This window comes from Citrobacter sp. BIDMC107, assembly GCF_001037575.1.
In the GTDB taxonomy this organism is placed as follows: domain Bacteria; phylum Pseudomonadota; class Gammaproteobacteria; order Enterobacterales; family Enterobacteriaceae; genus Citrobacter; species Citrobacter freundii.
This window is the reverse complement of sequence record NZ_KQ089848.1, coordinates 415960-441639: the sequence shown is the minus strand read 5'-3', so window position 1 is coordinate 441639 and position 25680 is coordinate 415960. Positions and strand designations below refer to the sequence as shown.

Here is a 25680-nt window from a genome sequence, read left to right as displayed (position 1 = left end):
TGTATGCAATCACCATTACGAAATGTGCGTAAGGCGCATGGTTTTACATTACAGCATGTAGCTGAGTGTGTTCAGGTCAATCAGGCGACGTTAAGCCGTATTGAGAGACTGGAGCAGGTCCCATCCATCGATCTCGCGGAACGTCTTGCCAAATTTTTCAAGGGTGAAATTAGCGAAATGCAGATTCTCTACCCGGCTCGTTTTCAATCTAGTCAAAACCCGAGCGAGCTGAAACCACAGGAACAGGAGGTGAGCCGTGGGTAAACATCACTGGAAAGTAGAAAAACAGCCTGAGTGGTATGTGAAGGCTGTCAGGAAAACTATCGCAGCATTGCCGGGTGGGTACGCAGAAGCTGCTGACTGGCTGGATGTAACAGAGAACGCGCTATTCAACCGTCTTCGCGCTGATGGCGATCAGATTTTCCCGCTTGGCTGGGCAATGGTGTTACAGCGAGCCAGCGGCACTCACTACATCGCTGATGCTGTCGCACAGTCTGCTAATGGGGTGTTTGTATCACTTCCGGAAATTGAGGAGGTGGAGAACGCTGATATTAACCAACGTCTGCTGGAAGCCATCGAACAGGTTGGAAGCTACTCAAAGCAAATTCGTTTAGCAATCGAAGATGGGGTGGTGGAGCTTCATGAACGGATAGCCATCAACGATGAGCTTTTCCGGGCTATTACGAAGCTGCAGGAACACGCCACGCTGGTCTACAAGATTTTTTGTGCCCCAGAAAGTAATGACGCCCACGAGTGTGCAGCTCTGGGCGCCGTGGCGTGTCGTGACTGTGGAGAAACTAACGCATGAACAGTTTAACGGCAAATAACTTTGTGTCGCAACAGCTGGTGGTCGGCATGGCTGTACACCAGCTATTACGGCATGAATGCAGATTATCAAATGGCCAGGTCATTAGTAACCACAGAGGACGCGGCCAGGCTGTGGGCCAGAATCATCTCTATGGCCGCATCAATGACGCTGCGGCGCGTGCCCGTCTCATCAATCTATTACTGAACCCTTCCGAGGTAAGGGGACGCAAATGATCAGGAAGATTATTAACCGTTTCACCAGCCAGTATCGTGATTACCCTTGTGAAGGACAGTGGTATGCCTCCAGCCGTGGTCACATTCTGCGCGTCAGTCTTGTTGATACAGAGAGTCAGAAGGTGGTCTGTGAACTGTTGGGGCGTAATTACACCCTCAGCTATCCGCTCATTGCGTTTCTTTCCGGGAGGAACTTTAAACGTATTGGAGGTGCGGCATGAGCATGGAGCTGATGGTCAAAGCGATGAAAATTCGTGTGGGTAACCCATTGCGGAAACTTGTCCTGATTAAGCTGGCTGATAACGCCAGCGATCAGGGAGAGTGCTGGCCTAGCTACCAGCATATTGCCGATCAGTGTGAGATCAGCAAACGCTCGGTGATGAATCATATTGCGGCGCTTTGTGAGTCCGGGCTGGTAAAAAAGGTCACCCGGAAAGGTGACAAAGGTAACTCAAGTAATATCTATCGTCTGCATCTGGATGGTGCAGGAAATTCACTAGGGGGGAGTGCTAATAATTCACTACCTAGTGAAGCAAATTCACCAGGTAGTGCAGGACATTCACCAGGGGGTAGTGCAGGAGATTCACCCAGAATCAGTCACTCTTTTGAACCAGTCAATGAACCAGTCAATGAACCAAAAACTATTGGCGCATCTGCTGAGGCGTCTGCTCGGGCACGTTCAACACGGCTGGACTACTCGCCAGAGTTTGAGCTGGCATGGCAGTCATATCCCGCGCGTGCTGGTGGCAATTCAAAATGCGCAGCCTTCAAAGCCTGGAAAGCCCGCCTGAATGAAGGGGTAAATCCTGAAACCATGCTGGAAGGTGTGAAGCGTTACGCTGGCTGGGTATCTGCGACGGGTAGCAGCGGCACGCAATTCGTGAAACAGGCTGCCACGTTCTTTGGCCCTGACCGCCATTTTGAAGAGTCCTGGGTAGTTCCATCGGTGTCTGGTGCCAGAAGTGAAGATCTGTTTTTCAAATCCAGTTACGACAGCGTGGATTACAGCCAGGTCCCGGCAGGGTTCAGGGGGTGAGTATGAGTCTAATGGCAGATGTTCAAAAATTTATTGAGGAAAATCCGGGCTGCACTTCCAGCGACATCGCAAACGCTTTTGAAAGTTATCCGCGGCGGTGCATTTTGCAGACCGCAAGCAAGCTACGCCAGAGCGGGCGAGTGTCTCATAAGTGCCAGGGGGATATTCACAGGCATTTTGCTCTGGGGGAAGAGCCAGAGTTGGAACCCGCTGTTGAGACTAAACGCGGACGAGATTGCTATACCGGCACTAATGACCCACGGGTGATTTTGCGCCTGACCCGTAAGGCCGAAGAGCTTGAGTCGAAGGGGCTCTACCGACGCGCAGCAACGGTCTGGATGGAGGCATTCTGCGAGAGCCATTCTCAGCCGGAGCGAAATAAATTCCTGCAACGCCGTGAGCGGTGTTTACGTAAAAGCGAAAGATTCGCTGTGTCAGGTGAGGGATGGTATTTGTCGGGGAAGTATGTGGGGGCTGAATGACTGTGTTAACCCAACGCCAGAAGCAGGTGCTGGATATGCTGATTTCTTACCAGAAAGAGCGTGGCTTTCCACCAACCAATCAGGAACTCGCCACCATGCTGGGTTGCCGCTCGGTGAATGCTGCCGTGGAACAGCTCCGCGCACTGGAGAAAAAAGGCGTCATCACGATAAAGCGTGGTGTGGCGCGGAGAATAACGCTTCACACAACAGTGAAGGACAACGAAGCTGCCGGGATTATCCGCGCATTACTTGCCAACGAAGAGAACGCGAAATTACGTGCGATCCATTGGCTACATGAACGGGGAGTGACGGTATGAAACTGACTTTGCCATTTCCTCCCAGCGTGAACACTTACTGGCGGCATCCCAATAAAGGGCCGCTTGCAGGGAAAAGCCTGATCAGTGCGGCGGGGCGTAGATTTCAGAGCGAGGTGTGTGCAGCAATTATTGAACAGCTACGACGACTGCCGAAACCAACGGCGGTGCCAGCATCAGTAGAGATTGTATTGTTTCCTCCGGACAACCGAATCCGTGATTTGGACAACTATAACAAGGCGCTGTTTGACGCATTGACCCATGCAGGCGTGTGGGAAGACGACAGCCAGGTGAAAAGGATGCTGGTGGAGTGGGGGCCGGTTATCCCGAAGGGGAAAGTTGAGATCACCATCAACAAGTACGAAATAAAGGCGGGTGCAGCCGCCTGAGTAAGAGGAGAAACGAAGCATGAATCATTTGATGGTCATTGATGGTATTGAAGTTCGCCGCGATGTTCATGGACGCTATTGCCTGAATGATTTACATCGGGCTGGTGGTGGTGAAGAACGCCATAAACCGTCCAACTTCCTGCGGATGGATTCCACCCGAGAGCTTTGTATGGAAATTGACCGTTGCTCAGATATGAGCATCGGTTGTGTGGAAACTATCCGTGGTGGTTTTGGACAGGGGACTTATGTTTCCCGTGAATTGGTTTTTGCTTATGCAATGTGGATCAGTCCGTCTTTCCATTTGAAAGTTATCCGTACATTTGACCAGGTAACCCGCACACCAGACAAATTATCGGGTATGGCTGCCGATAAGATACAGGCGGGAGTAATTCTGCTGGGATTCATGCGCAAAGAATTAAACCTGTCCAACTCTTCGGTGCTGGGGGCGTGTCAGAAACTCCAGGAAGCAGTTGGCTTACCGAACCTGGCGCCTCAGTACGCCATTGATGCCCCAACAGGCGCGCTGGATGGCTCCAGCCGTCCAACCTTATCTTTGAGTGCATTGCTGAAACTGTATGGCATCCGAATGACGGCTAATCAGGCATATCACCAGTTGGCGAAGCTGGGGATCGTTGAACACCGCGAGCGTAGCAGCCGCACAGGAATCAACGGTATTAAAAAATTCTGGTCACTGACGGCGAAGGGCTGCATGTTCGGCAAGAACATCACCAGTCCGGTAAACCCGCGCGAGACGCAGCCGCATTTCTTCGAATCCAGATTCCCTGAGCTGCTGAAGCTAATCGATACCGTTCATTGAGGTGATTGTGAGAGCGTTACTGACCCCTGAAATTGCCCCTCGAATGGGGATCGTATTGTTCAGGCCGGGTTCAGAACTGATGTCCTTGTTTATGCAGGGGCGTGTCCTGCTTGAGCCTGAGCCGGAACGCTATTCATCCTTTGCCAGCGGTGCCGTTCCTGCGGTATCGCAACCGTTAGCGGATGATCCTGTTGTTGGCGATGTTTTCCGTAATGAGTCGGTAATTCGTCGTGCTGGTGGCATGGAAAGTCTTGAGAGCTGGCTACTTCGAGACAAGACATGTCAGTGGCAGCACTCTGACTGGCATAGTGAGCATCTGACAACGATGCGACATGCACCTGGTGCAATCCGCTTGTGCTGGCATTGTGACAACCTTTTACGCGAGCAGTACACGGAAAGGCTGGCGGCAATCGCTTCGGGTAATTGCGCTCGTTGGGTGCTGTCCGTTGTACGCCAGGATCTTGGTTTTGATGACCACCATGCCGTTACGTTTCCGGAGCTGTGCTGGTGGCTGGTTCGTAATGACCTGACTGATGCTTTGCCAGAAAGCGCTGCCCGTAAGGCGCTGAGAATGCCAACACCGGTGATTCAGTCGGTCACCCGTGAAAGCGACATAGTGCCATCAGTTCCGGCCACCAACATTATCCAGGATAAAGCCAGCAGGGTACTGGCATTGAAAGTTGATCCGGAGTCGCCTGAATCATTCATGTTACGTCCAAAACGTCACCGTTGGGTTAATGAGAAATACACTCGCTGGGTTAAGACGCAGCCGTGTGCATGTTGTGGAAAACCCGCCGATGATCCTCACCACCTGATAGGCCACGGTCAGGGAGGTATGGGAACAAAAGCGCATGATCTCTTTGTGTTGCCTTTGTGCAGAAAGCATCACGACGAGCTACATGCGGATACCGTGGCGTTTGAAGAGAAGTATGGCTCCCAACTGGAGCTGATATTTCGTTTTATCGATCGTGCGCTGGCAATTGGCGTGCTGGCGTAAGTGGGGAAGAATAATGCGTGATATACAGAAGGTTTTAGATTTATGGGGAGCCTGGGCTGCGAGTGATTCAAATCGCATTGACTATTCCTCAATTGCAGCTGGCTTTAAAGGTCTATTGCCTTATACAAGCAAAGCTCGCCCTCAATGTTGTGATGATGATGGACTGATTATTGAAAGTTGCCTGGCTAGGCTTCGTAAGAGGAGTCATTACGATTATGAACTGTTAGTGGCTCATTACGTTCTCAGAGTGTCCAAGAGGGGTATGGCGAAGCGACATAAAAAATGTGAAAAACAGATCCGAATAGAAATGCAATTAGCGGAAGGATTCATCGAGGGGTGTTTGTCTATGCTGGATCTCCGGCTGGAGATGGATCCGATTGTTTGTGTAGACAACCATAAAAAAAGCACTAGTGCGGTCCGCATTTTTTGATGTAAGGTGTTAAGAGTAGTTGTTATGCAGCTATTCTTAATCATTGAAAACAATTGCTTACAGCGAATGTGAGATGTTGGCAAAGGTCGCGCTGTTGTATAGGGGATGACGGAACGTAATTCCTGATTCTGGCATTCAGGATAAGCGTTCATATCAATATTCTGGATGCAAAAGCAATGCGTTGAGTCTTTTATATTTTGCCCCTGTTATCAGATAGGGGCCTCAGTACGCGATGATCTTTAGGCTAAATAAATAGCAGTATGGTCATTGCTATAGTACTGCATAAGCTCTTAAGACCAGTCAGCCAGTCGCTGAGATAGACAGTCTGATTCATGTAAACTCTCCTTGTTCTGAAGCTCTGCCTTATGATTACCAAAAGTAAAGGCGACATTTCAAGTCATGAGAGATAAACGTTCGCTGCCGAAGGACCTCTAAGGCCATTTATTCGACAAAACTCAACGCGTAACCCGGGAATGAGTGCTTCTGAATCGCGGAGGCTTAGTGCTGAAATGTGAAGCTGTACGTCTATGCGGCCATCGGAGGGGGTGATAAGACCTTTACCGCTTTTGCAGTCAAAGGTTTTGACAATTCCTGTCATTTTACGGGACAAACAAATTCCTTAATGTTGAAAACACGGTGCACTATACACGTGCTTAAAAATAACGCCAGAAATACTTCCTGGCTGTAAGGGGACCTGGACGGCTAAAATAAACATTGATTAATATGTATGCCCATGCGTTAATGATTGCGTCGGTTTGAAGAACAGACGTGTACAAGGTAGTTTATTAAAGCAGTTCTCATTTCAGGTATTATATATTTATCCCTTCTTTGAGTCTCTCCACTAAGCACGAAGTAGTTTCTGTAATAAAACCATCTATGCCGAAAGGCTCAAATTAAGGAATAAAAATATGTCTAATAAGATGACTGGTTTAGTAAAATGGTTTAATGCTGATAAGGGTTTCGGATTTATCTCTCCTGTTGATGGCAGCAAAGATGTGTTTGTTCATTTCTCTGCTATCCAGAGTGATAATTATCGCACCCTGTTTGAAGGACAAAAAGTAACATTCTCTATTGAAAATGGTGCTAAAGGTCCGGTTGCTGCCAACGTAGTCACCACAGAGTAAAAATCCAAAAATTTGTCTCTATGCGATAACGAAGAAGGCTAATGCCTGAGTAGTCATATTGACAGAAATAATGGATGTATTGTTGGGTCAGTTGAATCAAATTCTTACTGACCCGGCATTTCATGATAACGGTGAGCATATTTCAGCATATCTCCTGAAGGAGAAAGTATGCTGACCGTTGTTGTGACGTGCAACTTACTGCTCGATATAGTCGAACCAGCAGAAGCTGGCGGCTGGCCTTACAAAACGAGCGTAAGGGAGCGACTGTTCCGAAAAGTCACAATTGAAATTAATTAAATATGAAAACATTAAACCCGCATTCAGCGGGTTTTTTATTATCTTTAACAAGATAATCTCACATAATAGTTGTGGCTATTATGTGCGGGATAAAAACGTTAAATTTTATTATGCAGCGCTGAGGGTTGTCTGGAATACTTTATTACAATGAGGGCAGATTAACAGAGCACCTTTTTGTACTCTCGAAAAACTGTGTTCAGAATGTTGGGTGCAGTTCGGGCAGGCGCATTTGACAAGATAATTACGGCGTGATTTAGAGTCTTTACGTTCTGACATAGGCTTTTTCCTGAGTTAATGAACGTTCACATTACACTAATTTGTCGAAAATATCTTTAATTTATTGTTTGATTGATACAGATATCAGTTATTGGATTGAGATTGTACCCGTAAAATCGCCCTTTGGGCGTGTTTGTGAAGAGCCTCTCTAAGTATAGGTAATAGCGTCTGGGAGGATGTTGCAATGCGCCTGGATTGTGATGATTTGTGCGCTGAGGACTCAGACAACATACCTTGATTTTACTGGCATAAAAGACTTTTCTGACCCGCTTACTCGAGCGGGTTTTTTATTTCAGGCACCGGGATTCAACTCCAAACTTATTTTTTCCAAAAGAGCCCGGATGCCTGCTCCCCTTCAGTTACACAGCGCCATCCGAACGATCGGAGGTGAGGCTATGACCAGAATGAGCATCATATGCAGCGGGGTTTGAGTTGTGGCTTCTTGCACCGCAGTTTTTTTTGCTTCGATTTATACTATCGGTTTAGCCTTTTGGAGGTTTGTATGAAGGAAGGGTATTACTGGATTCAGCATGTAGGTGTTGTACAGGTAGCGTATTACACGAATGACACTGTAGATGACCTTGAAACGGGGAAAACGATCACAGGCGTCTGGCATCTGACCAGAGGCGATGACATTTGCCATAACGGTGAGGCTGAGGTTCTCGAAGGTCCTCTTACTCCACCAATGTAAACAACCTTATTCATTTTGAGGCTGCCATATGGCGGCCTTTTTTATTTCAGGCTCACGGGAATCATCCACTACGTGCTTTGTTGATAAATCCATCCCGTGAAGCTTGACCTCCTTCAATCACAGCGCCATCCGAACAATCGGAGGTGAGGCTATGGCCAGAATGAGCACTATATACAGCAGACTTTCATATGGAACAGGAACCACTCTAACAGGATGCGGTGTCTCGTCGAAGGCATACGCTGTTACAACAAAAGAGGTGTCCGGGATGTTGGCAGACAGAATAACGGATTTAAGCCTGAGTGATTGGGCGATTATCGTTGGTATTGCCTGCACTGTTATCACCTGCGTTGTGAACTGGTATTACCGACGCAAAGAAAGGGAGGATCGTCTCAATGGTTATGTCCCCGGCGCTGAGAAATAAGTTAAGCGCAGCTGTTGTTGGCCTCATCCTCGCAGGGGCATCGGCACAACAAATTCTCGATCAGTTCCTTGATGAGAAAGAAGGTAACAGCCTGACGGCTTACAAAGACGGCTCTGGTATCTGGACTATTTGCCGTGGTGCAACGATGGTAGACGGCAAGCCGGTAGTGCAGGGAATGAAACTGACTCAGGCTAAATGTGACCAGATAAATGCTATAGAACGAAACAAGGCGCTGGCATGGGTGGAGCGAAATATTAAAGTTCCACTGACCGAACCGCAGAAAGCAGGGATCGCATCATTCTGTCCGTACAATATTGGACCCGGTAAATGTTTTCCTTCCACATTCTACAAGCGCATCAATGCTGGCGACCGTAGAGGTGCATGCGAGGCGATCCGCTGGTGGATTAAAGATGGTGGTCGTGATTGCAGGTTAACCAAAGGCCAGAAAAATGGCTGTTATGGTCAGGTAATTCGTCGGGATCAGGAAAGCGCGCTGACGTGCTGGGGGATAGACCAGTGAATAAATTCGTTGCCGTTCTGTTGCTGGTAGTCGGTGCGTTTATCGCTGGAAACACATGGAGTGATCGGTTCTGGCAAAAGAAATGGGCTGACCGTGATAAAGAGGAATACTCCCGCGTGGCCAACGTGCAAACTGCCGTCCGCATGATTGAGCAGGGGCGGGTTATCGCCCGTGATGAGGTTGTAAAAGATGCACAAGAAAAAGCAGCGAGGGCTGCTGCCACTGCTGCTAGCTTGTCTGCCACTGTTAGTCAGCTGCGCACTGAAGCCACAAAACTTGCCACCCGCCTGGACGCCGCAAAACACACCGCAGATCTTGCCACTACCGTCAGAAGCAAAACAACCGACGCCACCGCCGGAATGTTTGCCGACATGCTCGGAGATATTGCAGCAGAAGCTAAACGGTATGCTGGAATCGCTGATGAACGCTACACAGCAGGAATGGCGTGCGAATTGATTTACGATTCAGTGAGAGAGTCAAACAACAATTTTCATGAAAAATAAGTATGGCTCGAGTTTTAAGATAATTTGCGGGAGCTCCTGACAAGCTAATAAAAAAAAGATATTGTGTCGTTGTTCTTTAAAGGAGTGAGGGAAACGATATGAAAAAGAAACTAGCGATTACCGCCTTGGCTTTGCTGCCTCTGATTGCCAGTGCAGAAGGTAATCCATATCTTTTCGATTTTGTGCAAGGCAAAGAAACCGGAAAAGCTTATCACGATCTGATTGGCAAAAGAAATCTACCTTCATGGGTAAAGAATGGCGGCACTAGCAGCCCGGCAAATGAAATAACAATTGGCGGGGTTAAGTATCTTGCCTTATCTGGTTGTAAGCCTCATAGCTGCTCTGAGCAATCAATAGCGATTCTATACTCCTTAGATAAGGGCGATATTCATGGTGTGTTCTCTGAATATGATATTACAACCAGTCGTCAAAGCCTTACCTGGATGAACCTTGATCCGATTGATTCGGGTGAAATGAGAAACATACTATTCAACAGGTTGAACGGCGACGTATCAACTACTAAGTAATTATCACTGTAAACCGCCCATCATTAGGAGTCAGTTCATGTGGGCGGTTTTATGTACTAATACATGGCACAGCACTATAGTGGCGTAACAACTACAGGCCGCTATCAGTGTAAGGGTAATAAAACCTCAACTCGCCATAGCGATTATAAATATGATCAAAGCCAGCAGAACAGCAACTGTAGATATTACATCTGATGTTTTTGCGGATGACTTTCGTTGATGTCGGGCTGTTTGCTGCACCAGGCGCTGGCCTTTACTACCTCTGGGCATCCATTTCATTTACTTTGTCCTCATAGCTATACATGACACTCATCTACGAACATCACTTAATTTGCCAATATTGAATATGATTGTGAACAACTCTTTGTACAAAATAGAAGAGGATAAGGCTGCTCTTATCAAAGAACTGCATGGGGCTATTACAGCACAACTTACAGGAGAAATGGACTGGGTGAGGACTCGGGCATTTTGGGCTGCGCGATTGCCAGGTATTCCATCAGAGTTGTTGGCTGAAGCCCTCGCTTCTGCAATAAACAAAGGTGCTGGGCTTTTGGCTTCTAAATAATAGTTCACCTTGTTTGTGTGGGTCCTCCCGGGAATTTGAAACACCGAGGGGACGTGGACACGCGGAAAACGGCTGGTTTTTTGTATTTTATCGGCATCATCATCTTTCTATTAACTTGTTGATATTTCAAATGTGAAATTATTCATGATGTCGATTTGGTTAAATATTGTTCATCATCATGGATAACGAACTGAAAAATCTTCGCCTCAACATTAATCAACTGGCAGCACTGACCGATCTGCATCGTCAGACCATCGCCAGCAGACTGAACAATATTGAGCCTGCCCCCGGAAGTAACTCCCGCCTAAAGCTTTATTCGGTTCTGGATATTCTCAGGGAATTACTGGGCAGAACGCCGACGCTGGAGCCGGTTGCCGTTGACAAAATGACGCCGCCGGATCGTAAGGCGTGGTTTCAGTCTGAGCGTGAGCGCCTCAAGTTTCAGCAGGAGACCGGAGAGCTTATCCCGGCCTCAGAAGTCAGTCGGGAATTTGCCTCGATGGCAAAAGCGGTTGTTCAGGTGTTGGAAACTCTGCCGGATATTCTTGAGCGTGACTGCGCAATGACACCATCAGCCGTCGTCAGGGTTCAAAAGGTTATTGATGACCTGCGGGATCAGATAGCCCTGAAGGTTGAGCAGGCAGATACGCCGGAACAGGAGGACAGTTCGACAGAAGAGGAGTAAGCCATGCGACAGGCCACGGCGGCAGAGGTCAGAAAGAATACCGCCGGGATCATAAAGGCACCGCGTCGGATGCCTGTTGCCGAGGCCGTGCATAAATATATGCGCGTTCCGGTGGGTGTCGGTAACTCCGTTGAATGGGATCCGCATCTTGCCCCCTATGTTGTGGAGCCGATGAACTGCCTGGCGTCACGCGAATATGATGCTGTCATATTTGTTGGTCCAGCGCGAACGGGTAAGACGATTGGCCTGATTGATGGCTGGGTGGTGTACAACGTGGTGTGTGATCCGTCGGATATGCTTATCGTCCAGATGACGGAAGAAAAAGCGCGTGAACACTCCAAAAAACGTCTGGCCAGGACATTTCGCGTCAGCCCGGAAGTGGCATGCAGGCTGAGCCCGTCGCGTAACGATAACAACGTCCATGACCGGACGTTTCTTGCAGGGAACTACCTCAAGATTGGCTGGCCCTCCGTCAACATCATGTCATCCTCGGATTTTAAATGCGTGGCGCTGACGGATTACGACAGATTTCCGGAAGATATTGACGGGGAAGGCGATGGCTTCTCGCTGGCCTCAAAACGCACCACCACCTTTATGTCTGCGGGCATGACGCTGGTGGAGAGTTCGCCAGGCCGGGAAATCACCAATACCAAATGGCGGCGAAAATCACCTCATGAAGCGCCACCCACCACCGGAATCCTGGCTTTATATAATCGCGGCGATCGCCGTCGCTGGTACTGGCCATGTCCGCATTGTGGGGATTACTTTCAACCAGCTATGGAGGCGATGACAGGTTACCGGGAGATTGCCGATCCGGTTAAAGCCAGTGAAGCTGCGCATATCGTCTGCCCGCACTGTAACGGGGTGATCACCGCCGATAAAAAACGGGAGCTTAACGGACGTGGTGTCTGGCTTCGTGAAGGTCAGCTAATTGATAAAACAGGGAGTATTACGGGTGATGCCCGACGCTCCCGAATTGCGTCATTTTGGATGGAGGGGCCCGCTGCGGCTTACCAGACCTGGGCGCAACTGGTTTACAAGTTACTGACGGCAGAACAGGACTATGAAACCACGGGCAGTGAAGAAACACTGAAAACGGTGATCAACACTGACTGGGGCCTGCCTTATCTTCCGCGTGCAGCAACCGAACAGCGACGGGCCGATGTGCTGATGCAGCGGGCGGAGGACTACGGTAAACGCCTGGTGCCGCCAAAGGTGCGTTTTCTGCTGGCATCGGTGGATGTGCAGGGCGGGAAGAAACGCCGTTTTGTAGTACAGATAATCGGTTACGGTGAGAACGGCGAACGCTGGTTAGTGGATCGCTATAACATTCGTCAGTCCCTGCGCTGTGATGAAAATGGCGAGGCGCTTCCGGTTCACCCTGGCTCTTACCCTGAGGACTGGCAGCTGTTGATCATGGATGTGCTGGAAAAAACGTATCCTCTCCAGTCAAATCCATTCCGGCGAATGCCTGTGCTGGCTATGGCAGTCGACAGCGGTGGTGAGGATGGCGTGACGGATAACGCGTATAAATTCTGGCGCAAATGCCGCCGCGATGGCCTGGGGAAACGGGTTTATCTGATAAAGGGGGACAGCACCCGACGCCAGAAACTGATCACCAGAACACACCCTGACAATACCGGACGAAGCGATCGCCGGGCTGATGCCCGTGGCGAAGTGCCGGTATATCTGTTGCAGACTGACCTGCTCAAAGATCAACTCAGCAATAACCTGGAGCGTGAAACACCGGGAGCCGGGTATATCCATTTTCCCGACTGGCTCGGGGAGTGGTTTTACGAGGAGTTGACGTATGAGGAGCGGGGAAGCGACGGAAAATGGCGCAAGCCAGGTAAAGGGAACAACGAAGCATTCGACCTGTTCTGCTATGCCCACGCCGTTGCCATTCTGCGCGGTTACGAAAAAATCCGTGACTGGGAGCAACCGCCAGCCTGGGCGGCATCTCAGGACACGAATCCGGACATTATTGACGGGGAACGCCCCGGGGAGATGGTAGTGAAAAAAACGATACCCGCTCGTTCATCTCCGGTTGCCGTCACTGAGCAGGCCAGCCCACTTTCTGGCGGCTGGCTGGGTGTCAGTGGCAACGGAGGCTGGCTATGACGAAATCTGAAATCCAGCAAATGTTGGTTACGGTTCGACAGGCTTACCGTGATTCTCTTGACGGGAAAAGCGTGTCTTTTACAGGCGTGAATGGTCGCGCCATTACCAATCATGATCCCGTCGCACTTCGTAAAGAGCTTGAATACTGGGAAAAACGCTGGCAGGCCGTCAATGGTCGCAGCAACACCTTCAAACTCGCTAACTTTTTGTAAGGTCATCCATGGGCATTTTCGACAGGGCACTTGGTGCTATTGCGCCAGGGTGGGCTGTTTCGCGCGCCAGAAACAAGATGCTTCTTCGGGCGTATGAGGCAGCGCACCCCTCCAGAGTGAACAAAACAAAACGTGAGAGTCGCTCGGCAGATACTGCGGTGGGTGTTGCTGGCGTGTCTCTGCGAGAGCAGGCGCGGGCACTGGATCAAGACCATGACATTGTGATCGGCCTGCTGGATAAGCTGGAAGAACGGGTCATTGGTGCCCAGGGAATCCAGGTGGAACCGCAACCGCTCGGCCTGGACGGTAAGCTGCATGAAGAATTTGCGGCAAAAATATCAGCACTTTGGTCCGAATGGTCGGTTCGTCCGGAGGTGACGGGGATGCTGACCCGTCCGGAAGCCGAGCGACTGGCGCTGCGTTCAGCACTGCGTGACGGGGAGATTTTCGCGCAGCTGGTGCGTGGCCCCGTTGCCGGACTGACATACGCAAGCAGTGTTCCGTTTTCACTGGAACTGCTGGAGGCTGATTTTGTACCGCTTAATCTGAACAGCACATCGGGACAGCAGATCCGCCAGGGGATTATCGTCAACGACTGGGGCCGCCCTGTTGGTTACCGGGTTTACAAATATCATCCGGCCAATATGACTCGCTTCAGCGCTGAATTGAAAACTGTTTCGGCAGAGAACATGTTGCACATTGCCCTGCGTAAGCGCCTTCACCAGTTACGCGGTGTAAGCCTGCTTCATGGGGTGATCCGTCGTCTGGGCGATATAAAGGATTACGAGGAGAGCGAACGTGTAGCGGCCCGTATTGCTGCTGCGCTGGGCTTCTATATTAAACGCGGTGATGCCGCCAGTTTTCCGGCGTATGAAGACTGGAAACCCTCAGAGAAAAAGTACCGTCACTTTGATATTGCGCCGGGCATGATTTTTGATGACCTGGGGCCGGGTGAAGATCTTGGCATGGTTGAGTCAAACCGCCCGAACGTTCATCTCCATGAGTTTCGCAATGGGCAGTTGCGGGCGGTCGCTGCCGGGAGTCGCGGCAGCTATTCCAGTATTGCCCGTGACTATAACGGGACCTACAGCGCACAGCGCCAGGAACTGGTGGAAAGTTACGAAGGCTATAACGTCTTGCAGCAATGGTTTGTGGGGCAGTTCAGCCGTCCGGTGTATCGCGCCTGGCTGGCGATGGCGCTGCTTAATATGGATATCCCTCCTGATATAGACAAAACCACACTTTTTAATGCGACCTATCTTGGTCCGGTAATGCCGTGGATTGATCCCGTCAAAGAGGCCGCAGCATGGCGGGCCATTTTGCGTGGTGGTGCCGGAACGGAAGCTGAGTGGATCCGTGCCCGTGGGCAGTCGCCGCAGGAGGTCAAACGCCAGCGTATGCGTGAAACCGAATTTAACCGACAAAACGGGCTGGTGTTCGATTCCGACGCCGCCAACGATAAAGGAGTGCTCCCTGATGCAGCAAATGATAAGCCCGCCCCGTCGCGGGATGATGATTAATCCCCGCGCCAGCCTTGCGGGTGTCGATGCCGCAAACGGTCAGTGCTGGTACGAAATCCGTGCGCAGGCGACCGGGCGGGTGGAAATTTTCCTCTATGACGTGATTGGTGGGTGGGGTATCACTGCGCAGCAGTTTGTTGCCGACTGTAAGGATGCGGGGGTGTTTGAGGCCAGCGCCATTGATCTGCATATCCACAGTCCGGGCGGTGATGTGATGCAGGGCTTTGCCATTTTTAACACGTTGGCACGCCTGAAAGCGAAGGTGGATATCTGGGTGGATGGTGTTGCCGCCAGCATGGCTTCAATGATTGTCTGCCTTCCGGGGGCAACGGTACATATGCCGGAAAACGCCTGGATCATGGTGCACAAGCCTTGGGGCGGGATCTCCGGAGATTCCGATGATATGCGTGATTATGCAGACTGGCTGGATCGCAATGAGGCACTGATGCTGTCGGCCTACATGAACAAAACTGGGCTGGGACAAGAGGAGCTGGAAGCAATGCTGAAAGCGGAAACCTGGCTCAGCGGCGCTGAGGCCGTGGAAAAAGGCTTTGCAGATTCCCTTGAACCTGAATTACAGGCTGCGGCTTGTGTGAATCAAAATAAACTGAAGGATTACCAGAATATGCCAAAACAGGTTAACGCTCTTTTTGCTCCGCGTGCAGAAACACCGGCCACTCCACAGCTGGATATCCAGCCTCCGGCACCGCAGATGCCTCAGGCCGCATCGCAGCCTGGTTCAGTCGATATTGCGGCACTAGCCACTCAGTTGCAGCAGCAGATGCAGGTCGCCAATGCGGAGCGTGTAAGTGCTGTCTCTGCCGTGTTTGACGCATTTCCGACATTTGCCTCGCTGAAAGCGGAGTGTCTGAGCGATTTCACCTGCTCGGCTGAAAAGGCGCGTGACCGACTGCTGCAGGCGCTGGCGGCGGGCACCACGCCCTGTGCAGGGCCGGGAGCAGCATACATTTATGCGGGCAATGGCAATCTGGTGGGCGATTCCATCCGTGCGTCAGTGATGGCCCGGGCCGGGTATGTCGAAGCAGAGAAAGACAATGCTTATAACGGCTATACGTTGCGCGAACTGGCACGTGCATCATTGGTTGATCGCGGCATCGGTATTTCCGGGCATTCCGCGCCGATGGCAATGGTGGGGCTGGCATTCACCCACAGTAGCAGTGATTTTGGCAATATCTTGATGGATGTGGCCCATAAAGCGGCGCTGCAGGGCTGGGACAGCGCCAGTGAAACCTTTGATCAATGGACCCGCAAAGGTACGCTGTCAGATTTTAAAACTGCGCATCGTGTGGGGCTGGAAGCCTTTCCGACACTGCGACAGGTGCATCCGGGTGCTGAATATAAGTATGTGACCCTTAAAGATCGCGGTGAACCCATCGCGCTGGCCACGTATGGCGAGCTGTTCAGTATTGACCGCCAGACCATCATCAACGATGACCTGGATATGCTGACCCGTATTCCGATGGCTATGGGGGCCGCAGCGCGTACTACGGTGGGCGATCTTGTCTGGGCCGTGCTGACCAGCAACCCGAAAATGGCCGACGGTAAGCCGCTTTTCCATGCCGATCACGGCAACCTTGTGACCGCAGACCTGTCCGTTGAAGGGCTGGATGCGGGGCGCAAGGCCATGTTGCTGCAAAAGTCTGGTAGCCGCCGCCTGAACATTCGTCCGGCCTTTATGCTGACACCTGTCGCCATTGAATCGCGAGCGAATCAGTTAATTAAGTCTGCCAGCGTGCCGGGGGCAGATGCCAACAGTGGGATCGTCAACCCGATCCAGAACTTTGCCACCGTTCTGTCAGAAGCTCGTCTGGATGACAGCAGCCCGACCGATTATTACCTGGTGGCAGAACAAGGCCGTGACACGATCGAAGTGGCTTACCTTGACGGTATTGATACCCCGTATCTGGAACAGCAGCAGGGCTTTACCGTTGATGGGGCGGCATTCAAGGTTCGCATCGATGCCGGGGTGGCGCCGCTTGACTGGCGCGGCATGGTCAAAGTTAAAAAACAGTAATTCACCGCCGCATCAGGCGGTTTTTTTATTCAGGTGACACCGCCGGGTGTCGCCTATACCGGAGGTGAAAATGTCAAAAAACTATGTTCAGGACGGAACGACCGTTGAGTGGGTGAACGACAGCGGAAAAACCGTCGTATCCGGGGAACTGGTCGTCAAAGACAATCTGGTCGGGGTGGCTCATGCGGATATTTCGCAGGGGAGCACTGGTGCTCTGCATACCACGGGGATTTTTGCATTACCCAAAGAGGCCGAGGAACTGACGCAGGGTAAACGAGTATATCTCAAGTCTGATACTGCCACGTTAACAGCAACAGAATCAGGTAATGCGCTGGTGGGCACCGTATGGGCAGCCGCAGAGACCAGCGACGCCACCGTGTGTGTTCGCCTGGGTTACTGATGCGCAACTTTCATGAACGGCTGATGCGGGCAGATGCCCGCATAACGAGACTCTTTGCTGAAGCATGTCCGGCAGTGCTTCACATCGGTAATGAATGCCGTCCGGTGAATGTAATTTTTGAAACGCCGGATGCACCGGTCAACGTACCGGGCGGTGGGGAAATCAGCAATCACGCCCCGGCCTTCAGTGCCATGACGGCGGATATTGCCGGGTTGTCAAAGCATGATGAGGTTGTGGTGAACAATGTTCGTTACCGGGTGACACATGTCGGTGTGAACGAAGCCGGACGTACCCGTGTCACGTTGGCCTATGGCGCACCGGGAAACGTCCAGCCGTCGATTGAACAATGGAGCTGATATGGCGCGAGGATCCAGACTGCGACGGGATTTACCTGTCGATATTGATGTGGATGCTATCTGGCAGATTGCGGACAGTATCGGTGCCACACAAAAACAGTTTCGGGCGGCTTACTCCCGGGCGCTCAGGCGAACCGCTGCGACACTGCGCAAAAAAACGCTGGCTGATCTGAAAGACGGGCTGGCCCCGCGAAGTATCGGACTGGTGCGTCGTCGTCTGCTCTTTTTTCGCCTCGACAGAGGTTCCCGACTGGATAACTTCAGGCTCTGGTTCGGTCTCAACGCCATTAAGGTGAAAGACCTGAAAGGGCGCATTAACGGACGGTTACGTCCGCACCATACCCTGCGGGATAAATCTACGGGGCGCTTTATCAAAGCGCGGCGACAGACGAAAAATGCCGGGTTTACGCCTAAAGGTAGCCTGCTTTCGGCACTGATCTTCGAAAACGGGGAAGTCGCCCGCTCAAAACGTGAGAACCGACGAACGGTGGTCATTCGTGATCCGCATACCCGCCGTACCCGGGAAGCGGAGGTGGATATTTACGAACCGATGCTGAATTACATAGAAGACAACGCCTTTGCCGAGGCGATGGAAATTTTCATGCACCATTTTGAAATGGATATCCGAGGGCGTGTGAAAGCCCGGGTATCTGTATGAGGTCGTCACAATGGCTGAACCTTTATCTCTGGCGCGATACCACGAGGCGGTTATCAGTACGCTGAAAAAGATAACGTGGGTACGTGACGCTGGAGCTTATCCTGAAAAAAATATCCCTCGTTTCACCGGGCTGGTGACACCCGCCGTGTATTTCACCATTAACAGCTGGGAGCAGAACGGCGGCAACGAGGGGCAACTCAATGTTGAACTTTCGTGTGATCTTTTTGTGGTGGTCGATGCAGCGTCCGGTCTCAGTTGCCCGGAAATCTTCCTGCGAACAGCGGCGGCAGATATTACACAGTGGATTGACGGGCAGCAGTTTGGCCTGACACACATTTCACCCGCCGTATTCACGGCTGCCGAGCGTGATGAATTTGATCCACGTATGGATGACTATCTGGTGTGGCGGGTGTCGTTTACCCAGAGTGCGGCTTTCGGCGTGGATCCGTTCGCCAGAACCGGTATGCCGCTGAATCAGGTGTGGCTGGGCGCTGTACCGGATACGGGGCGTCAGCATGTGGATGACTACCACCTTATCTGGGAGGTGAGTACTGATGAATGATATTGCGGGGGATTTACAGCGCAGGCTGGCGAATCTGGTACGGCGCGGTGTGATTCATTCTGTTCGGCATGACGGCATCCCCAAATGCCGGGTTGATCTCGGGGATATCGTCACCACCTGGCTGCCGTTATGTCAGGGCTTTTCCGGAGCAAACCGAGCTGACTCAAATCCTTATGCCGTCGGTGATGCTGTGACGGTGTTGTCGGAGGCCGGTGAGTTAAATAACGGGCGTGTTTTCCCCGGCTGGAACACGGGAAAACTGCCCGTACCGGAAGGCACTGACAGTGAGCACATCACCCGATACAGCGACGGAACAGAGATTCGTTATGACAGGGAGGCGCATGCTCTGACGATCACGTTGACGGGTGGTGGCTCTTACAAAATTGTGGGGAAAGGAACACTGGATGGTCCGGTTGAAGTCACGGACACCCTGACAGTACAGGGGAAAACCCAAATTAATGCTGACACAATCGTGAAGGGCAACATTGGTGCCTCGCAGGAGATCACGGATAAAACCGGCAGCATGAGTGGGATCCGGCAAACATTTAATACCCACGACCACCCCGGAGACAGTGGCGGGACCACGAAGAAACCTAATCAGAAAATGTGACCTGCTGCGGCAGGTTTTTTTATGCCTGGAGAAAAACATGTCTCAGTTACATGGTGTTGAAACAATCGAACTGACCTCGGGAAGCGTGGCGGTTACAACGATCCAGACCGCCATTATTGGTCTGGTGGGGACTGCGCCGGATGCCTCTGCCGGGAGTGCAGCAACTGTCACTACCGGGACACCGATTCTGGATAATGTCCTGAATTTCAGAGCAAAGGTCGCGGGCAAGGCTGGCAATATTATCCAAGTGGATGCAGTGGCAGCGGTACCGGAAACGGAGAGTCCGCAGGCCGTTAACACATCGGCCTCTTGGGATGATTCTGAGCGGAAACTAACAGTGATTCTGGGGTGTGATGAACATGGCGTGATAACGGCCCGACCCACTGATGTGGCCAGTGTCGTCAATGTGCTGGATGGGGGCAAAGTGGAGATCGAAGGTAGTGGTGACGGTCTGGTGGCCCCGTTCAGTGTAAAACTGGAAGGGGGCGAAGATGAGCCTTTTCCGTTGAATACGCCAGTGGCTGTGGCTGGCACCGCATTGATTAACCGACTGGGTGATAGTGGGACACTCAAACAGGCACTAACGGACATCAACGATCAACGTAATGCGCTGACGGTAGTGGTGCGGGTGGCTGATGAAACTGACGAAGCGAAAAAACGCGCCGCAGTTTTGAAAGGAATTGGGCTTCTGTCATCAGCAAAATCCGTTACCACGTATCAGCCGCGTATCGTGATTGCACCGGGATTCAGTGAAGATGATGCGGTTGGTAAGGCACTGGAAACTGTGGCCGGAAAATTACGCGCTGTGGCTTATGTTGATTGTGCTTCCGGTGCTTCGCTTCAGGATGTGGTCCAGCGCCGTCAGTCCTATGGTGCCCGCACCGAACTGTTGCGTCCGCGTGTTCAGGTCAGTAATGCCGAAGGGCAGTTGGTTTATCGTCCGTACTCCGCGTTTGCTGCCGGTCTGCGGGCCCGGATTGACTATGAAAAAGGCTGGTGGTGGAGTAAATCGAATCAGGATATCAACAATATCCTCGGTGTGGAGCAGATCGACGAGTTTATTCTCGGGGATGAAAACTGCGATGCAAACCTGCTCAATATGCAGAACGTGTCCACCATCATCCGTCGTGCGGGCTTTAAACACTGGGGAAACCGTCTGTGTGCAACAGATCCGCAGTGGCGCTTTGAATCCGTGCGACGCACGGCAGATGTTATCGAGGATAGTATCCAGGAAACCATGCTGGAGTATGTTGACCGTCCACTGGATCGGGAAAATGCCGATGACATTATCGGCACCATTAATGCCTACATGCGACAACTGGTTGGGCTGGGTGCCATCTTCGGCGGTCGTGCCTGGCTGGACGAAGAACTGAATTCAGCAGAGAGCATGGCGGCAGGTGCCCTGTATATCAACTATGACTTTGGGCCGAAATCGCCGACAGAACTTATCAGCCTGCGCGTTCGGGTGAATAACAAATATGCGATTGAGGAGATGCTGGCAGCATGAGCGATAAAAATACACTACGCGCCTGGACCTTCTTTCGGCAAGGGATCCGTATTCAGGGGGCGCATGAGTTTACGCCGCCGTCGCTGACTGTCGTGAAAACAGACCTGCGAACGGGTGCCCAGGATGCGCCAACACCCGTTGATGACGGGATGGAAGCGCTGACCTGTCAGGTGAAATTTTACGGTCTGGATACGGATATGCTGGCCAGCTTCGGTTTTGTCAGTGGAAGCCGTTCCCGCTTTACGGCCTATCAGGGATATCTCGGTAACGGCACTGCACGCGGCACCGTTGAGGAGATTGAGGGATTTGTTCAGGCCGTTACACCGGATGCACGGGGCAAGGACAATCTTTCTGAAAATGCCATCACGGTCGATATTGCTGTCAGTTATTACCGACAGACGCTGGAAGGGCGCGAGCTGTTTGCCATTGATACCGAGCGTTTTTCCCGCCGCGTGAATGGAGTCGATTTGCTTTCCGGACTGGCAGCAAAAGTTCGTCTCTGATTTTCCCTTTTCTTCGACTGACTGACGGCCTGCGGGCCGTTTTTTCATGGAGGTGATTATGCCTTTTCCCGGTGAAACCCGTGTTATCAGACTATTTTCCCCTGTCACCCTCGACGGTGGCGTTGTCCTTGACGAAGTAACGATGCGTGAGCCGCTGGTGCGTGACCGTATTGCTCATGCAAAAGATCGTGGCAACGAAGAAGAAAAAGAAGCCCGGATGATTGCGCTGTTGTGCAACCTCAGTGAAAAGGATGTCTGGCAACTGACGGCTGCAGACTATGCGCAATTACTGGATGCCTTCAATGTTTTTATGCTTCCGCCCGCGAAACGTCCGAAAGACATCTCCTCCGGGCGATAAGACTCCTGGGACGGCGACTGCATTTTCCGATGTCGGACTATCTGGATATGCCGTTCAGTACTTTCTCTGATTTTCTCACTGATGAACTGGAGATGATGAATCGTGGGCGGAATAGGCCAGAATCTTAAAGCCGTTATCACGTTTGGCGGCAACCTGGACAGTTCATGGAAGCGTTCGGCTGAGGGCTTGCAACAGTGCCTGAAAGATGTCGGGAAACGCTCAGAACGGCTGACAAAGGACCAGACTAAACTGGCTGCCGAAATTAAACGTGCGAAACTGGCGGGCGAAAGTCTGGGGGATTTGAAACGCCGTTATAGCGAAGTCTCCAGGGAGATCCGGAAGACCGGGGCGGAACAGCAGAAACTGAATGCCCAGATACAAAAAACGCAGCGGATTGAGGCATTCAAAGGAGCCGGAAAGGGATTATTCCGGCGAGGGATGGGGATTGCTGGACAGGTCGGTGGCATGTTTGGCACTGGGCTGGCGTTCGGTGGTGGTGGGGTGGTTGCCTCAGCGCTCGGTACGCTTATCGCGCCAGCGGCAACGAATGCCGAAACCGCCACCCGCGCCAGTGTGGCGAAAAGCTATGGCGTGGATGTAGCCACTTTTAATGCCTGGGATTCGCTGGCTCGACAGTACGATATGAATGCCGAAAACATCGGTGACCTTTTTGAAGAGTATCTGCACAAAGCGGGTGAGTATAAACAGAACGGGAAACAGGGTTCACTTCAGGATGCCTTTGAAACGCTCGGTTTTAAGACGGGTGATTTTGCCGGGCTCAGTGATATGGCTCAGTTCGATAAAATCGTTGAGCGTGCACTCAGCCTCCAGGATGAGGCGAAAGCGTCTTTTGCGCTGGATTCTCTTTTTGGGGGGGAAGCCAGTAAGTTACTGATGTTGATCAAACAGTCAGGTAGAAGCTACCGGGAACTAATGGATGAGCAACGGCGTTATAACCTTGTGACCCGTGAGGGCGCCGAGGGAGCCATTGCCGGTAATCAGGCCATCAGCAATCTGCGAACGGTGTTCTCTTCGGCGGTTGCGGAAATTTCCGGGCAACTGGGTAATGAACTGGCTCCCGATATCCGGCGGTTAACGGACGATCTGTCTGACTGGTTCAAAGGTGGTGGCGTCAAACGTATAGTCACTTTCCTGCGTAACGATCTTTATCCAGGGGTGTTGTCCTTCGGCCAGGGCGTAGTTTTTGTCGGCAAAATTGTGTATGCGCTGGCTAAAAAACTGGCCTGGCTGTTGCCGGATGAACGGGAAGATCAGCGCGATGTCCTGCAGGCGCTAGCCAGAAATGGTTCCGTCGACATCGCCAGATTGACAGCGCAGCGAAACGGACAGGGTGAATGGTTTGAACAGCAGTTAAAAGCACATCCAGAATTACCGGAAAAAGTTAAGCAGTCCTGGACATCGACTCGTGGTTATTTTGGTTTTGACTCGGATGATGAAGCCTTTAACCAGTCTGTTGAACAATATCTGACCCCGAAAAGTAACGAAACGTTATTAAACTGGAACGCCACTTTGCAGCAAAACCGTGAAGGCATCACAGAGCATGATTCGGCAACAAAAAACAGCGCAGGGGCATGGGGCAATTATGCGTTGTTAGTATCGCCTGATGCAGTTTATCCAGAGATTACGCTTCCTTCACCGCAACAGAAAGTCACGGCTCCGCGTTCTGTCAAACCACAAGAAGATAATACAGGCGGTTACTGGGAAACCCTGCTGCAGAAAATGGACGAACTGGATAAACAGTTCCCTTCCAGGCAGATTATCGATAATAGGAAGTTTGATTATCACTTCGAAATTAATGCTGCACCTGGGCAGGATGAGAAAGCCATTGCAGATAAGCTGACCTCTGTAACCAGAAACCATTCTGCTTTTAACGGTGATAACAGTCTAACCGATGGGGGGCTTGTCTGGTGAATGACTTCACGCCTTTGATTGATGAGTTCGGCCTGCAAAAAGCAGGCGCCTTGCGTTCGGTCGAAACGGTCCGAGTCATGATGATGCTGGGCAATTTTGCTTTTTCGATTGATACAACGGCCTATAACCAGTTAACCCGCGAAGCGACCTGGCGCTGGAGCGAACAGGAGCGCATTGGTAAACAGGATCTTCTCCAGTACACCGGAAAGCCAGGGCGCACTGTCAGGCTTGAAGGTCAGTCGCATGCCTTTTTTCGTAAAGGTGTGGACCCCGTCAATGACTTGTTTGTGCTTGCCGACCAAGCGAAGCCGCAGCAACTGGTCAGCGGGGAAGGGGATGTTCTGGGATGGTGGGTAGTGATTGATTTTACCGACACAACGAACCGTTTCCTGCCGGGTGGCGGTCATCGCAATAAAAACTGGACCATGACGCTGAAACACTATGCCGACGATATATCAAACCCGTGATGGTGATGTGCTGGACGCCATTTGCGCTACTCATTATGGAACTGAATCACTCTCTTATTCTGTAATACAGGTTCTGGAGGCAAATCAGGGGCTGGCGGATTACGGGGCAGTTTATCCTTCAGGTCTGCTTATCACCCTGCCTGATCTGGCACCGCCCGTTGAGGACTCACCTTTTAGTTTGTGGGATTAATATGGCTAATCAGATTACATCGCCTGAATATGGACCGGCATTCAGCATAAAGGCAGAAGGTAAGGATATTACCCGGACGCTGCAACAGTGCCTTTCTGAGCTGATACTGACGGATTATGGAGGGGCGATGGCGAAAGCCGATGAACTGAAAATCACACTGATTTCTGAAACGCTGGCACTTCCTTCAAAAGGAGCCAGGCTTCAGGTCGCTCTGGGGTTTAATGATCAACTTGTAGATAAAGGCTGGTTTGTTGTCAGCGGAGTTGCCAGTAGTGGACCGCCAAGACGCATTGAGATTTATGCTACTGCTGCGCCGATGAATGCCCAGAAGCAACCTGGTGACGTTACAAGCCAGAAAACGAGAAGCTGGGATAATCTTCGCCTTGAGGATCTTGTCAAGACAGTGGCCGTAGATAACGGGCTTATTCCTCGAGTGGCTGATGTACTGAAAGATATTCACATCAGCCATGTCGATCAGGTGGCAGAATCTGATGCCAATCTGCTCTCGAGGCTGGCCCGGACCTATAATGCTGTGAGTAAACCGTCAGGTGGTTACTGGCTCTTTTTACAGCAGGGGGCTACTACAACGGCTTCTGGGAAACAGACTCGCAGGATCACCATTACACCGGAAGATGTCTCTGAGTGGTCATACAGTGAGGGGCAACGTGGCAGCTCCACGGGCAAAGCTACCGGAAGAGAAGGCAAGTCAAAAGAGAAAATAGGTGTTCGTTATTACGACGAAATGGATGGAAAGACAAAAACCGCCTCCGTCGAACACGATGGCCCGGCAATGACGAATCCATACACTCAGTCTGAGAAAAATACTGCTGAACAGCAGGCAAAAGCCAGAAAGACACTGGCAAAGCGGAACGAACAGAAAATGACGGTTACAGGGCCATGCCGACCGAAGCATGTTCTGCTGACTGCTGAATCGGGTGTTACCACCTCTGGTTTTGGTTCCCGTGAGGACAGGACCTGGGTGGTTGAATCTCTGGCTTTTTCCCTGACACCTTCCGGATTCAGTTATACCTACAATCTGGTAGTCGATGTCCGTAAGCCCGTAACATCTTTAAAAAAATCGGAAAAGCAGGATAAAACGGGGCCTGCTTACTTCGGTTAACCCTTCCTCCATCC

General features: G+C 51.3%; 39 protein-coding genes. 36 read left to right on the top strand and 3 right to left on the bottom strand.

Annotated features, from left to right (window positions below; all coding sequences use genetic code 11):
• The first annotated feature begins 3 nt into the window (after positions 1-3).
• Genes SK39_RS02190 through SK39_RS02140 form a run of 11 tightly spaced genes read left to right on the top strand, consistent with a single transcriptional unit; the run spans position 4 to position 5506 of the window.
• Positions 4-264, top strand: coding sequence for a helix-turn-helix transcriptional regulator (locus SK39_RS02190; protein WP_048216589.1), 261 nt, complete (start codon positions 4-6; stop codon positions 262-264).
• The gene (locus SK39_RS02185) at positions 257-808 is read left to right on the top strand and encodes a YmfL family putative regulatory protein (RefSeq protein ID WP_048216588.1); all 552 of its coding nucleotides are present in this window, start codon (positions 257-259) and stop codon (positions 806-808) included. The genes SK39_RS02190 and SK39_RS02185 overlap by 8 nt, the downstream gene beginning before the upstream one ends.
• Positions 805-1041 (top strand): hypothetical protein, encoded by a 237-nt coding sequence (locus SK39_RS27510; RefSeq protein ID WP_048216587.1) that lies wholly within the window; start codon positions 805-807, stop codon positions 1039-1041. Before SK39_RS02185 ends, SK39_RS27510 begins: the two co-directional genes overlap by 4 nt.
• Positions 1038-1262: a hypothetical protein gene (locus SK39_RS02175; protein ID WP_048216586.1), complete on the top strand. Its 225-nt coding sequence runs from the start codon at positions 1038-1040 to the stop codon at positions 1260-1262. The genes SK39_RS27510 and SK39_RS02175 overlap by 4 nt, the downstream gene beginning before the upstream one ends.
• Positions 1259-2077 carry a helix-turn-helix domain-containing protein gene (locus tag SK39_RS02170; RefSeq protein WP_048216585.1) on the top strand — a complete coding sequence of 273 codons (819 nt, stop codon included), beginning with the start codon at positions 1259-1261 and terminating at the stop codon, positions 2075-2077. Before SK39_RS02175 ends, SK39_RS02170 begins: the two co-directional genes overlap by 4 nt.
• 2 nt (positions 2078-2079) lie before the next feature.
• Positions 2080-2559: a PerC family transcriptional regulator gene (locus SK39_RS02165; RefSeq protein ID WP_048216584.1), complete on the top strand. Its 480-nt coding sequence runs from the start codon at positions 2080-2082 to the stop codon at positions 2557-2559.
• Positions 2556-2876 (top strand): LexA family protein, encoded by a 321-nt coding sequence (locus SK39_RS02160; protein ID WP_048216583.1) that lies wholly within the window; start codon positions 2556-2558, stop codon positions 2874-2876. The genes SK39_RS02165 and SK39_RS02160 overlap by 4 nt, the downstream gene beginning before the upstream one ends.
• A complete protein-coding gene (locus tag SK39_RS02155) occupies positions 2873-3262 on the top strand; it encodes a RusA family crossover junction endodeoxyribonuclease (protein ID WP_048216582.1) in 390 nt (129 codons plus the stop codon). Before SK39_RS02160 ends, SK39_RS02155 begins: the two co-directional genes overlap by 4 nt.
• 19 nt (positions 3263-3281) lie before the next feature.
• Entirely contained in the window at positions 3282-4079 is a 798-nt protein-coding gene (locus tag SK39_RS02150; RefSeq protein WP_048216581.1) for a KilA-N domain-containing protein, read from the top strand.
• Positions 4080-4086: 7 nt separating this feature from the next.
• Positions 4087-5076, top strand: coding sequence for a DUF968 domain-containing protein (locus SK39_RS02145; RefSeq protein WP_048217389.1), 990 nt, complete (start codon positions 4087-4089; stop codon positions 5074-5076).
• 13 nt (positions 5077-5089) lie between these two features.
• Positions 5090-5506 (top strand): antiterminator Q family protein, encoded by a 417-nt coding sequence (locus SK39_RS02140; RefSeq protein ID WP_048216580.1) that lies wholly within the window; start codon positions 5090-5092, stop codon positions 5504-5506.
• A gap of 244 nt (positions 5507-5750) precedes the next feature.
• Here the strand turns inward: SK39_RS02140 and SK39_RS27780 are convergent, their stop codons facing one another.
• Both SK39_RS27780 and cspF read right to left on the bottom strand, forming a co-directional pair.
• A complete protein-coding gene (locus SK39_RS27780; RefSeq protein ID WP_423753153.1) occupies positions 5751-5840 on the bottom strand; it encodes a hypothetical protein in 90 nt (29 codons plus the stop codon).
• Positions 5841-5903: 63 nt separating this feature from the next.
• Positions 5904-6116: a cold shock-like protein CspF gene (gene cspF, locus SK39_RS25260; protein ID WP_075261945.1), complete on the bottom strand. Its 213-nt coding sequence runs from the start codon at positions 6114-6116 to the stop codon at positions 5904-5906.
• A 298-nt stretch (positions 6117-6414) separates the two neighbouring features.
• On the opposite strand from cspF, the gene cspE reads away from it, so the two are divergent.
• Both cspE and SK39_RS27775 read left to right on the top strand, forming a co-directional pair.
• The gene (gene cspE / locus SK39_RS02135) at positions 6415-6630 is read left to right on the top strand and encodes a transcription antiterminator/RNA stability regulator CspE (protein ID WP_048216579.1); all 216 of its coding nucleotides are present in this window, start codon (positions 6415-6417) and stop codon (positions 6628-6630) included.
• Between the two features lie 168 nt (positions 6631-6798).
• The gene (locus tag SK39_RS27775) at positions 6799-6927 is read left to right on the top strand and encodes a hypothetical protein (protein WP_282186982.1); all 129 of its coding nucleotides are present in this window, start codon (positions 6799-6801) and stop codon (positions 6925-6927) included.
• A 108-nt stretch (positions 6928-7035) separates the two neighbouring features.
• Here SK39_RS27775 and SK39_RS27505 read toward each other — a convergent pair whose 3' ends face one another.
• Entirely contained in the window at positions 7036-7203 is a 168-nt protein-coding gene (locus SK39_RS27505) for a YnfU family zinc-binding protein (protein WP_217916176.1), read from the bottom strand.
• A 502-nt stretch (positions 7204-7705) separates the two neighbouring features.
• On the opposite strand from SK39_RS27505, the gene SK39_RS27500 reads away from it, so the two are divergent.
• From SK39_RS27500 to SK39_RS02020, 23 genes are all read left to right on the top strand, one after another.
• Positions 7706-7894, top strand: coding sequence for a hypothetical protein (locus SK39_RS27500; protein ID WP_016152723.1), 189 nt, complete (start codon positions 7706-7708; stop codon positions 7892-7894).
• Between the two features lie 151 nt (positions 7895-8045).
• On the top strand, positions 8046-8315 hold the full coding sequence (locus SK39_RS27770) for an HP1 family phage holin (RefSeq protein WP_075261944.1): 270 nt from the start codon (positions 8046-8048) through the stop codon (positions 8313-8315).
• Positions 8287-8835: a lysozyme gene (locus SK39_RS02120; RefSeq protein WP_048216577.1), complete on the top strand. Its 549-nt coding sequence runs from the start codon at positions 8287-8289 to the stop codon at positions 8833-8835. Before SK39_RS27770 ends, SK39_RS02120 begins: the two co-directional genes overlap by 29 nt.
• Positions 8832-9338 (top strand): DUF2514 domain-containing protein, encoded by a 507-nt coding sequence (locus tag SK39_RS02115; RefSeq protein WP_231593808.1) that lies wholly within the window; start codon positions 8832-8834, stop codon positions 9336-9338. Before SK39_RS02120 ends, SK39_RS02115 begins: the two co-directional genes overlap by 4 nt.
• 98 nt (positions 9339-9436) lie before the next feature.
• Entirely contained in the window at positions 9437-9865 is a 429-nt protein-coding gene (locus SK39_RS02110) for an Ivy family c-type lysozyme inhibitor (protein ID WP_048216575.1), read from the top strand.
• 352 nt (positions 9866-10217) lie between these two features.
• Complete coding sequence (locus SK39_RS02105) at positions 10218-10430, top strand: hypothetical protein (RefSeq protein ID WP_156182974.1); 213 nt, start codon at positions 10218-10220, stop codon at positions 10428-10430.
• Positions 10431-10608: 178 nt separating this feature from the next.
• On the top strand, positions 10609-11115 hold the full coding sequence (locus SK39_RS02100) for a DUF1441 family protein (protein ID WP_048216573.1): 507 nt from the start codon (positions 10609-10611) through the stop codon (positions 11113-11115).
• A 3-nt stretch (positions 11116-11118) separates the two neighbouring features.
• Positions 11119-13236 carry a phage terminase large subunit family protein gene (locus SK39_RS02095; protein WP_048216572.1) on the top strand — a complete coding sequence of 706 codons (2118 nt, stop codon included), beginning with the start codon at positions 11119-11121 and terminating at the stop codon, positions 13234-13236.
• On the top strand, positions 13233-13448 hold the full coding sequence (locus SK39_RS02090; protein ID WP_048216571.1) for a hypothetical protein: 216 nt from the start codon (positions 13233-13235) through the stop codon (positions 13446-13448). The genes SK39_RS02095 and SK39_RS02090 overlap by 4 nt, the downstream gene beginning before the upstream one ends.
• Before the next feature lie 8 nt (positions 13449-13456).
• Positions 13457-14968, top strand: a complete 1512-nt coding sequence (locus tag SK39_RS02085) for a phage portal protein (RefSeq protein WP_048216570.1) — start codon at positions 13457-13459, stop codon at positions 14966-14968.
• A complete protein-coding gene (locus SK39_RS02080) occupies positions 14925-17003 on the top strand; it encodes a ClpP-like prohead protease/major capsid protein fusion protein (RefSeq protein ID WP_048216569.1) in 2079 nt (692 codons plus the stop codon). The genes SK39_RS02085 and SK39_RS02080 overlap by 44 nt, the downstream gene beginning before the upstream one ends.
• Positions 17004-17073: 70 nt before the next feature.
• Complete coding sequence (locus SK39_RS02075; RefSeq protein WP_048216568.1) at positions 17074-17403, top strand: DUF2190 family protein; 330 nt, start codon at positions 17074-17076, stop codon at positions 17401-17403.
• Positions 17403-17759 (top strand): head-tail joining protein, encoded by a 357-nt coding sequence (locus SK39_RS02070; protein WP_048216567.1) that lies wholly within the window; start codon positions 17403-17405, stop codon positions 17757-17759. Before SK39_RS02075 ends, SK39_RS02070 begins: the two co-directional genes overlap by 1 nt.
• 1 nt (position 17760) lies before the next feature.
• The gene (locus SK39_RS02065; RefSeq protein ID WP_048216566.1) at positions 17761-18417 is read left to right on the top strand and encodes a hypothetical protein; all 657 of its coding nucleotides are present in this window, start codon (positions 17761-17763) and stop codon (positions 18415-18417) included.
• Between the two features lie 10 nt (positions 18418-18427).
• Entirely contained in the window at positions 18428-18979 is a 552-nt protein-coding gene (locus SK39_RS02060; RefSeq protein ID WP_048216565.1) for a hypothetical protein, read from the top strand.
• On the top strand, positions 18972-19589 hold the full coding sequence (locus SK39_RS02055) for a phage baseplate assembly protein V (protein WP_048216564.1): 618 nt from the start codon (positions 18972-18974) through the stop codon (positions 19587-19589). Before SK39_RS02060 ends, SK39_RS02055 begins: the two co-directional genes overlap by 8 nt.
• 37 nt (positions 19590-19626) lie before the next feature.
• Positions 19627-21096: a phage tail sheath family protein gene (locus SK39_RS02050; RefSeq protein WP_048216563.1), complete on the top strand. Its 1470-nt coding sequence runs from the start codon at positions 19627-19629 to the stop codon at positions 21094-21096.
• The gene (locus SK39_RS02045) at positions 21093-21599 is read left to right on the top strand and encodes a phage major tail tube protein (protein WP_048216562.1); all 507 of its coding nucleotides are present in this window, start codon (positions 21093-21095) and stop codon (positions 21597-21599) included. The genes SK39_RS02050 and SK39_RS02045 overlap by 4 nt, the downstream gene beginning before the upstream one ends.
• A 58-nt stretch (positions 21600-21657) precedes the next feature.
• On the top strand, positions 21658-21957 hold the full coding sequence (locus tag SK39_RS02040; RefSeq protein WP_048216561.1) for a phage tail assembly protein: 300 nt from the start codon (positions 21658-21660) through the stop codon (positions 21955-21957).
• A gap of 102 nt (positions 21958-22059) precedes the next feature.
• Positions 22060-23889: a phage tail tape measure protein gene (locus SK39_RS02035; protein WP_048216560.1), complete on the top strand. Its 1830-nt coding sequence runs from the start codon at positions 22060-22062 to the stop codon at positions 23887-23889.
• A 14-nt stretch (positions 23890-23903) separates the two neighbouring features.
• Positions 23904-24356 (top strand): phage tail protein, encoded by a 453-nt coding sequence (locus SK39_RS02030; RefSeq protein ID WP_244849045.1) that lies wholly within the window; start codon positions 23904-23906, stop codon positions 24354-24356.
• On the top strand, positions 24331-24546 hold the full coding sequence (locus SK39_RS02025) for a tail protein X (RefSeq protein WP_048216558.1): 216 nt from the start codon (positions 24331-24333) through the stop codon (positions 24544-24546). The genes SK39_RS02030 and SK39_RS02025 overlap by 26 nt, the downstream gene beginning before the upstream one ends.
• Before the next feature lies 1 nt (position 24547).
• On the top strand, positions 24548-25666 hold the full coding sequence (locus tag SK39_RS02020) for a contractile injection system protein, VgrG/Pvc8 family (protein ID WP_048216557.1): 1119 nt from the start codon (positions 24548-24550) through the stop codon (positions 25664-25666).
• Positions 25667-25680: the final 14 nt, after the last annotated feature.

What these genes read in the sequence shown, in the direction of transcription:
- SK39_RS02060 (WP_048216565.1), top strand. Translation starts at nt 18,428, where the DNA reads ATGGCTGAACCTTTATCTCTGGCGCGATACCACGAGGCGGTTATCAGT.
- SK39_RS02075 (WP_048216568.1), top strand. Translation starts at nt 17,074, where the DNA reads ATGTCAAAAAACTATGTTCAGGACGGAACGACCGTTGAGTGGGTGAAC.
- SK39_RS02175 (WP_048216586.1), top strand. Translation starts at nt 1,038, where the DNA reads ATGATCAGGAAGATTATTAACCGTTTCACCAGCCAGTATCGTGATTAC.
- SK39_RS02065 (WP_048216566.1), top strand. Translation starts at nt 17,761, where the DNA reads ATGGCGCGAGGATCCAGACTGCGACGGGATTTACCTGTCGATATTGAT.
- SK39_RS02155 (WP_048216582.1), top strand. Translation starts at nt 2,873, where the DNA reads ATGAAACTGACTTTGCCATTTCCTCCCAGCGTGAACACTTACTGGCGG.
- SK39_RS27780 (WP_423753153.1), bottom strand. Translation starts at nt 5,840, where the DNA reads ATGAATCAGACTGTCTATCTCAGCGACTGGCTGACTGGTCTTAAGAGC.
- SK39_RS02040 (WP_048216561.1), top strand. Translation starts at nt 21,658, where the DNA reads ATGCCTTTTCCCGGTGAAACCCGTGTTATCAGACTATTTTCCCCTGTC.
- SK39_RS02140 (WP_048216580.1), top strand. Translation starts at nt 5,090, where the DNA reads ATGCGTGATATACAGAAGGTTTTAGATTTATGGGGAGCCTGGGCTGCG.
- SK39_RS02170 (WP_048216585.1), top strand. Translation starts at nt 1,259, where the DNA reads ATGAGCATGGAGCTGATGGTCAAAGCGATGAAAATTCGTGTGGGTAAC.
- SK39_RS27510 (WP_048216587.1), top strand. Translation starts at nt 805, where the DNA reads ATGAACAGTTTAACGGCAAATAACTTTGTGTCGCAACAGCTGGTGGTC.
- SK39_RS02020 (WP_048216557.1), top strand. Translation starts at nt 24,548, where the DNA reads ATGGCTAATCAGATTACATCGCCTGAATATGGACCGGCATTCAGCATA.
- SK39_RS27770 (WP_075261944.1), top strand. Translation starts at nt 8,046, where the DNA reads ATGGCCAGAATGAGCACTATATACAGCAGACTTTCATATGGAACAGGA.
- SK39_RS02045 (WP_048216562.1), top strand. Translation starts at nt 21,093, where the DNA reads ATGAGCGATAAAAATACACTACGCGCCTGGACCTTCTTTCGGCAAGGG.
- SK39_RS02085 (WP_048216570.1), top strand. Translation starts at nt 13,457, where the DNA reads ATGGGCATTTTCGACAGGGCACTTGGTGCTATTGCGCCAGGGTGGGCT.
- SK39_RS02165 (WP_048216584.1), top strand. Translation starts at nt 2,080, where the DNA reads ATGAGTCTAATGGCAGATGTTCAAAAATTTATTGAGGAAAATCCGGGC.
- SK39_RS02120 (WP_048216577.1), top strand. Translation starts at nt 8,287, where the DNA reads ATGGTTATGTCCCCGGCGCTGAGAAATAAGTTAAGCGCAGCTGTTGTT.
- SK39_RS27505 (WP_217916176.1), bottom strand. Translation starts at nt 7,203, where the DNA reads ATGTCAGAACGTAAAGACTCTAAATCACGCCGTAATTATCTTGTCAAA.
- cspE (WP_048216579.1), top strand. Translation starts at nt 6,415, where the DNA reads ATGTCTAATAAGATGACTGGTTTAGTAAAATGGTTTAATGCTGATAAG.
- SK39_RS02070 (WP_048216567.1), top strand. Translation starts at nt 17,403, where the DNA reads ATGCGCAACTTTCATGAACGGCTGATGCGGGCAGATGCCCGCATAACG.
- SK39_RS02025 (WP_048216558.1), top strand. Translation starts at nt 24,331, where the DNA reads ATGCCGACGATATATCAAACCCGTGATGGTGATGTGCTGGACGCCATT.
- SK39_RS02100 (WP_048216573.1), top strand. Translation starts at nt 10,609, where the DNA reads ATGGATAACGAACTGAAAAATCTTCGCCTCAACATTAATCAACTGGCA.
- SK39_RS27500 (WP_016152723.1), top strand. Translation starts at nt 7,706, where the DNA reads ATGAAGGAAGGGTATTACTGGATTCAGCATGTAGGTGTTGTACAGGTA.
- SK39_RS02090 (WP_048216571.1), top strand. Translation starts at nt 13,233, where the DNA reads ATGACGAAATCTGAAATCCAGCAAATGTTGGTTACGGTTCGACAGGCT.
- SK39_RS02110 (WP_048216575.1), top strand. Translation starts at nt 9,437, where the DNA reads ATGAAAAAGAAACTAGCGATTACCGCCTTGGCTTTGCTGCCTCTGATT.
- SK39_RS02190 (WP_048216589.1), top strand. Translation starts at nt 4, where the DNA reads ATGCAATCACCATTACGAAATGTGCGTAAGGCGCATGGTTTTACATTA.
- SK39_RS02160 (WP_048216583.1), top strand. Translation starts at nt 2,556, where the DNA reads ATGACTGTGTTAACCCAACGCCAGAAGCAGGTGCTGGATATGCTGATT.
- SK39_RS02050 (WP_048216563.1), top strand. Translation starts at nt 19,627, where the DNA reads ATGTCTCAGTTACATGGTGTTGAAACAATCGAACTGACCTCGGGAAGC.
- SK39_RS02150 (WP_048216581.1), top strand. Translation starts at nt 3,282, where the DNA reads ATGAATCATTTGATGGTCATTGATGGTATTGAAGTTCGCCGCGATGTT.
- SK39_RS02080 (WP_048216569.1), top strand. Translation starts at nt 14,925, where the DNA reads ATGCAGCAAATGATAAGCCCGCCCCGTCGCGGGATGATGATTAATCCC.
- SK39_RS02095 (WP_048216572.1), top strand. Translation starts at nt 11,119, where the DNA reads ATGCGACAGGCCACGGCGGCAGAGGTCAGAAAGAATACCGCCGGGATC.
- SK39_RS27775 (WP_282186982.1), top strand. Translation starts at nt 6,799, where the DNA reads ATGCTGACCGTTGTTGTGACGTGCAACTTACTGCTCGATATAGTCGAA.
- SK39_RS02055 (WP_048216564.1), top strand. Translation starts at nt 18,972, where the DNA reads ATGAATGATATTGCGGGGGATTTACAGCGCAGGCTGGCGAATCTGGTA.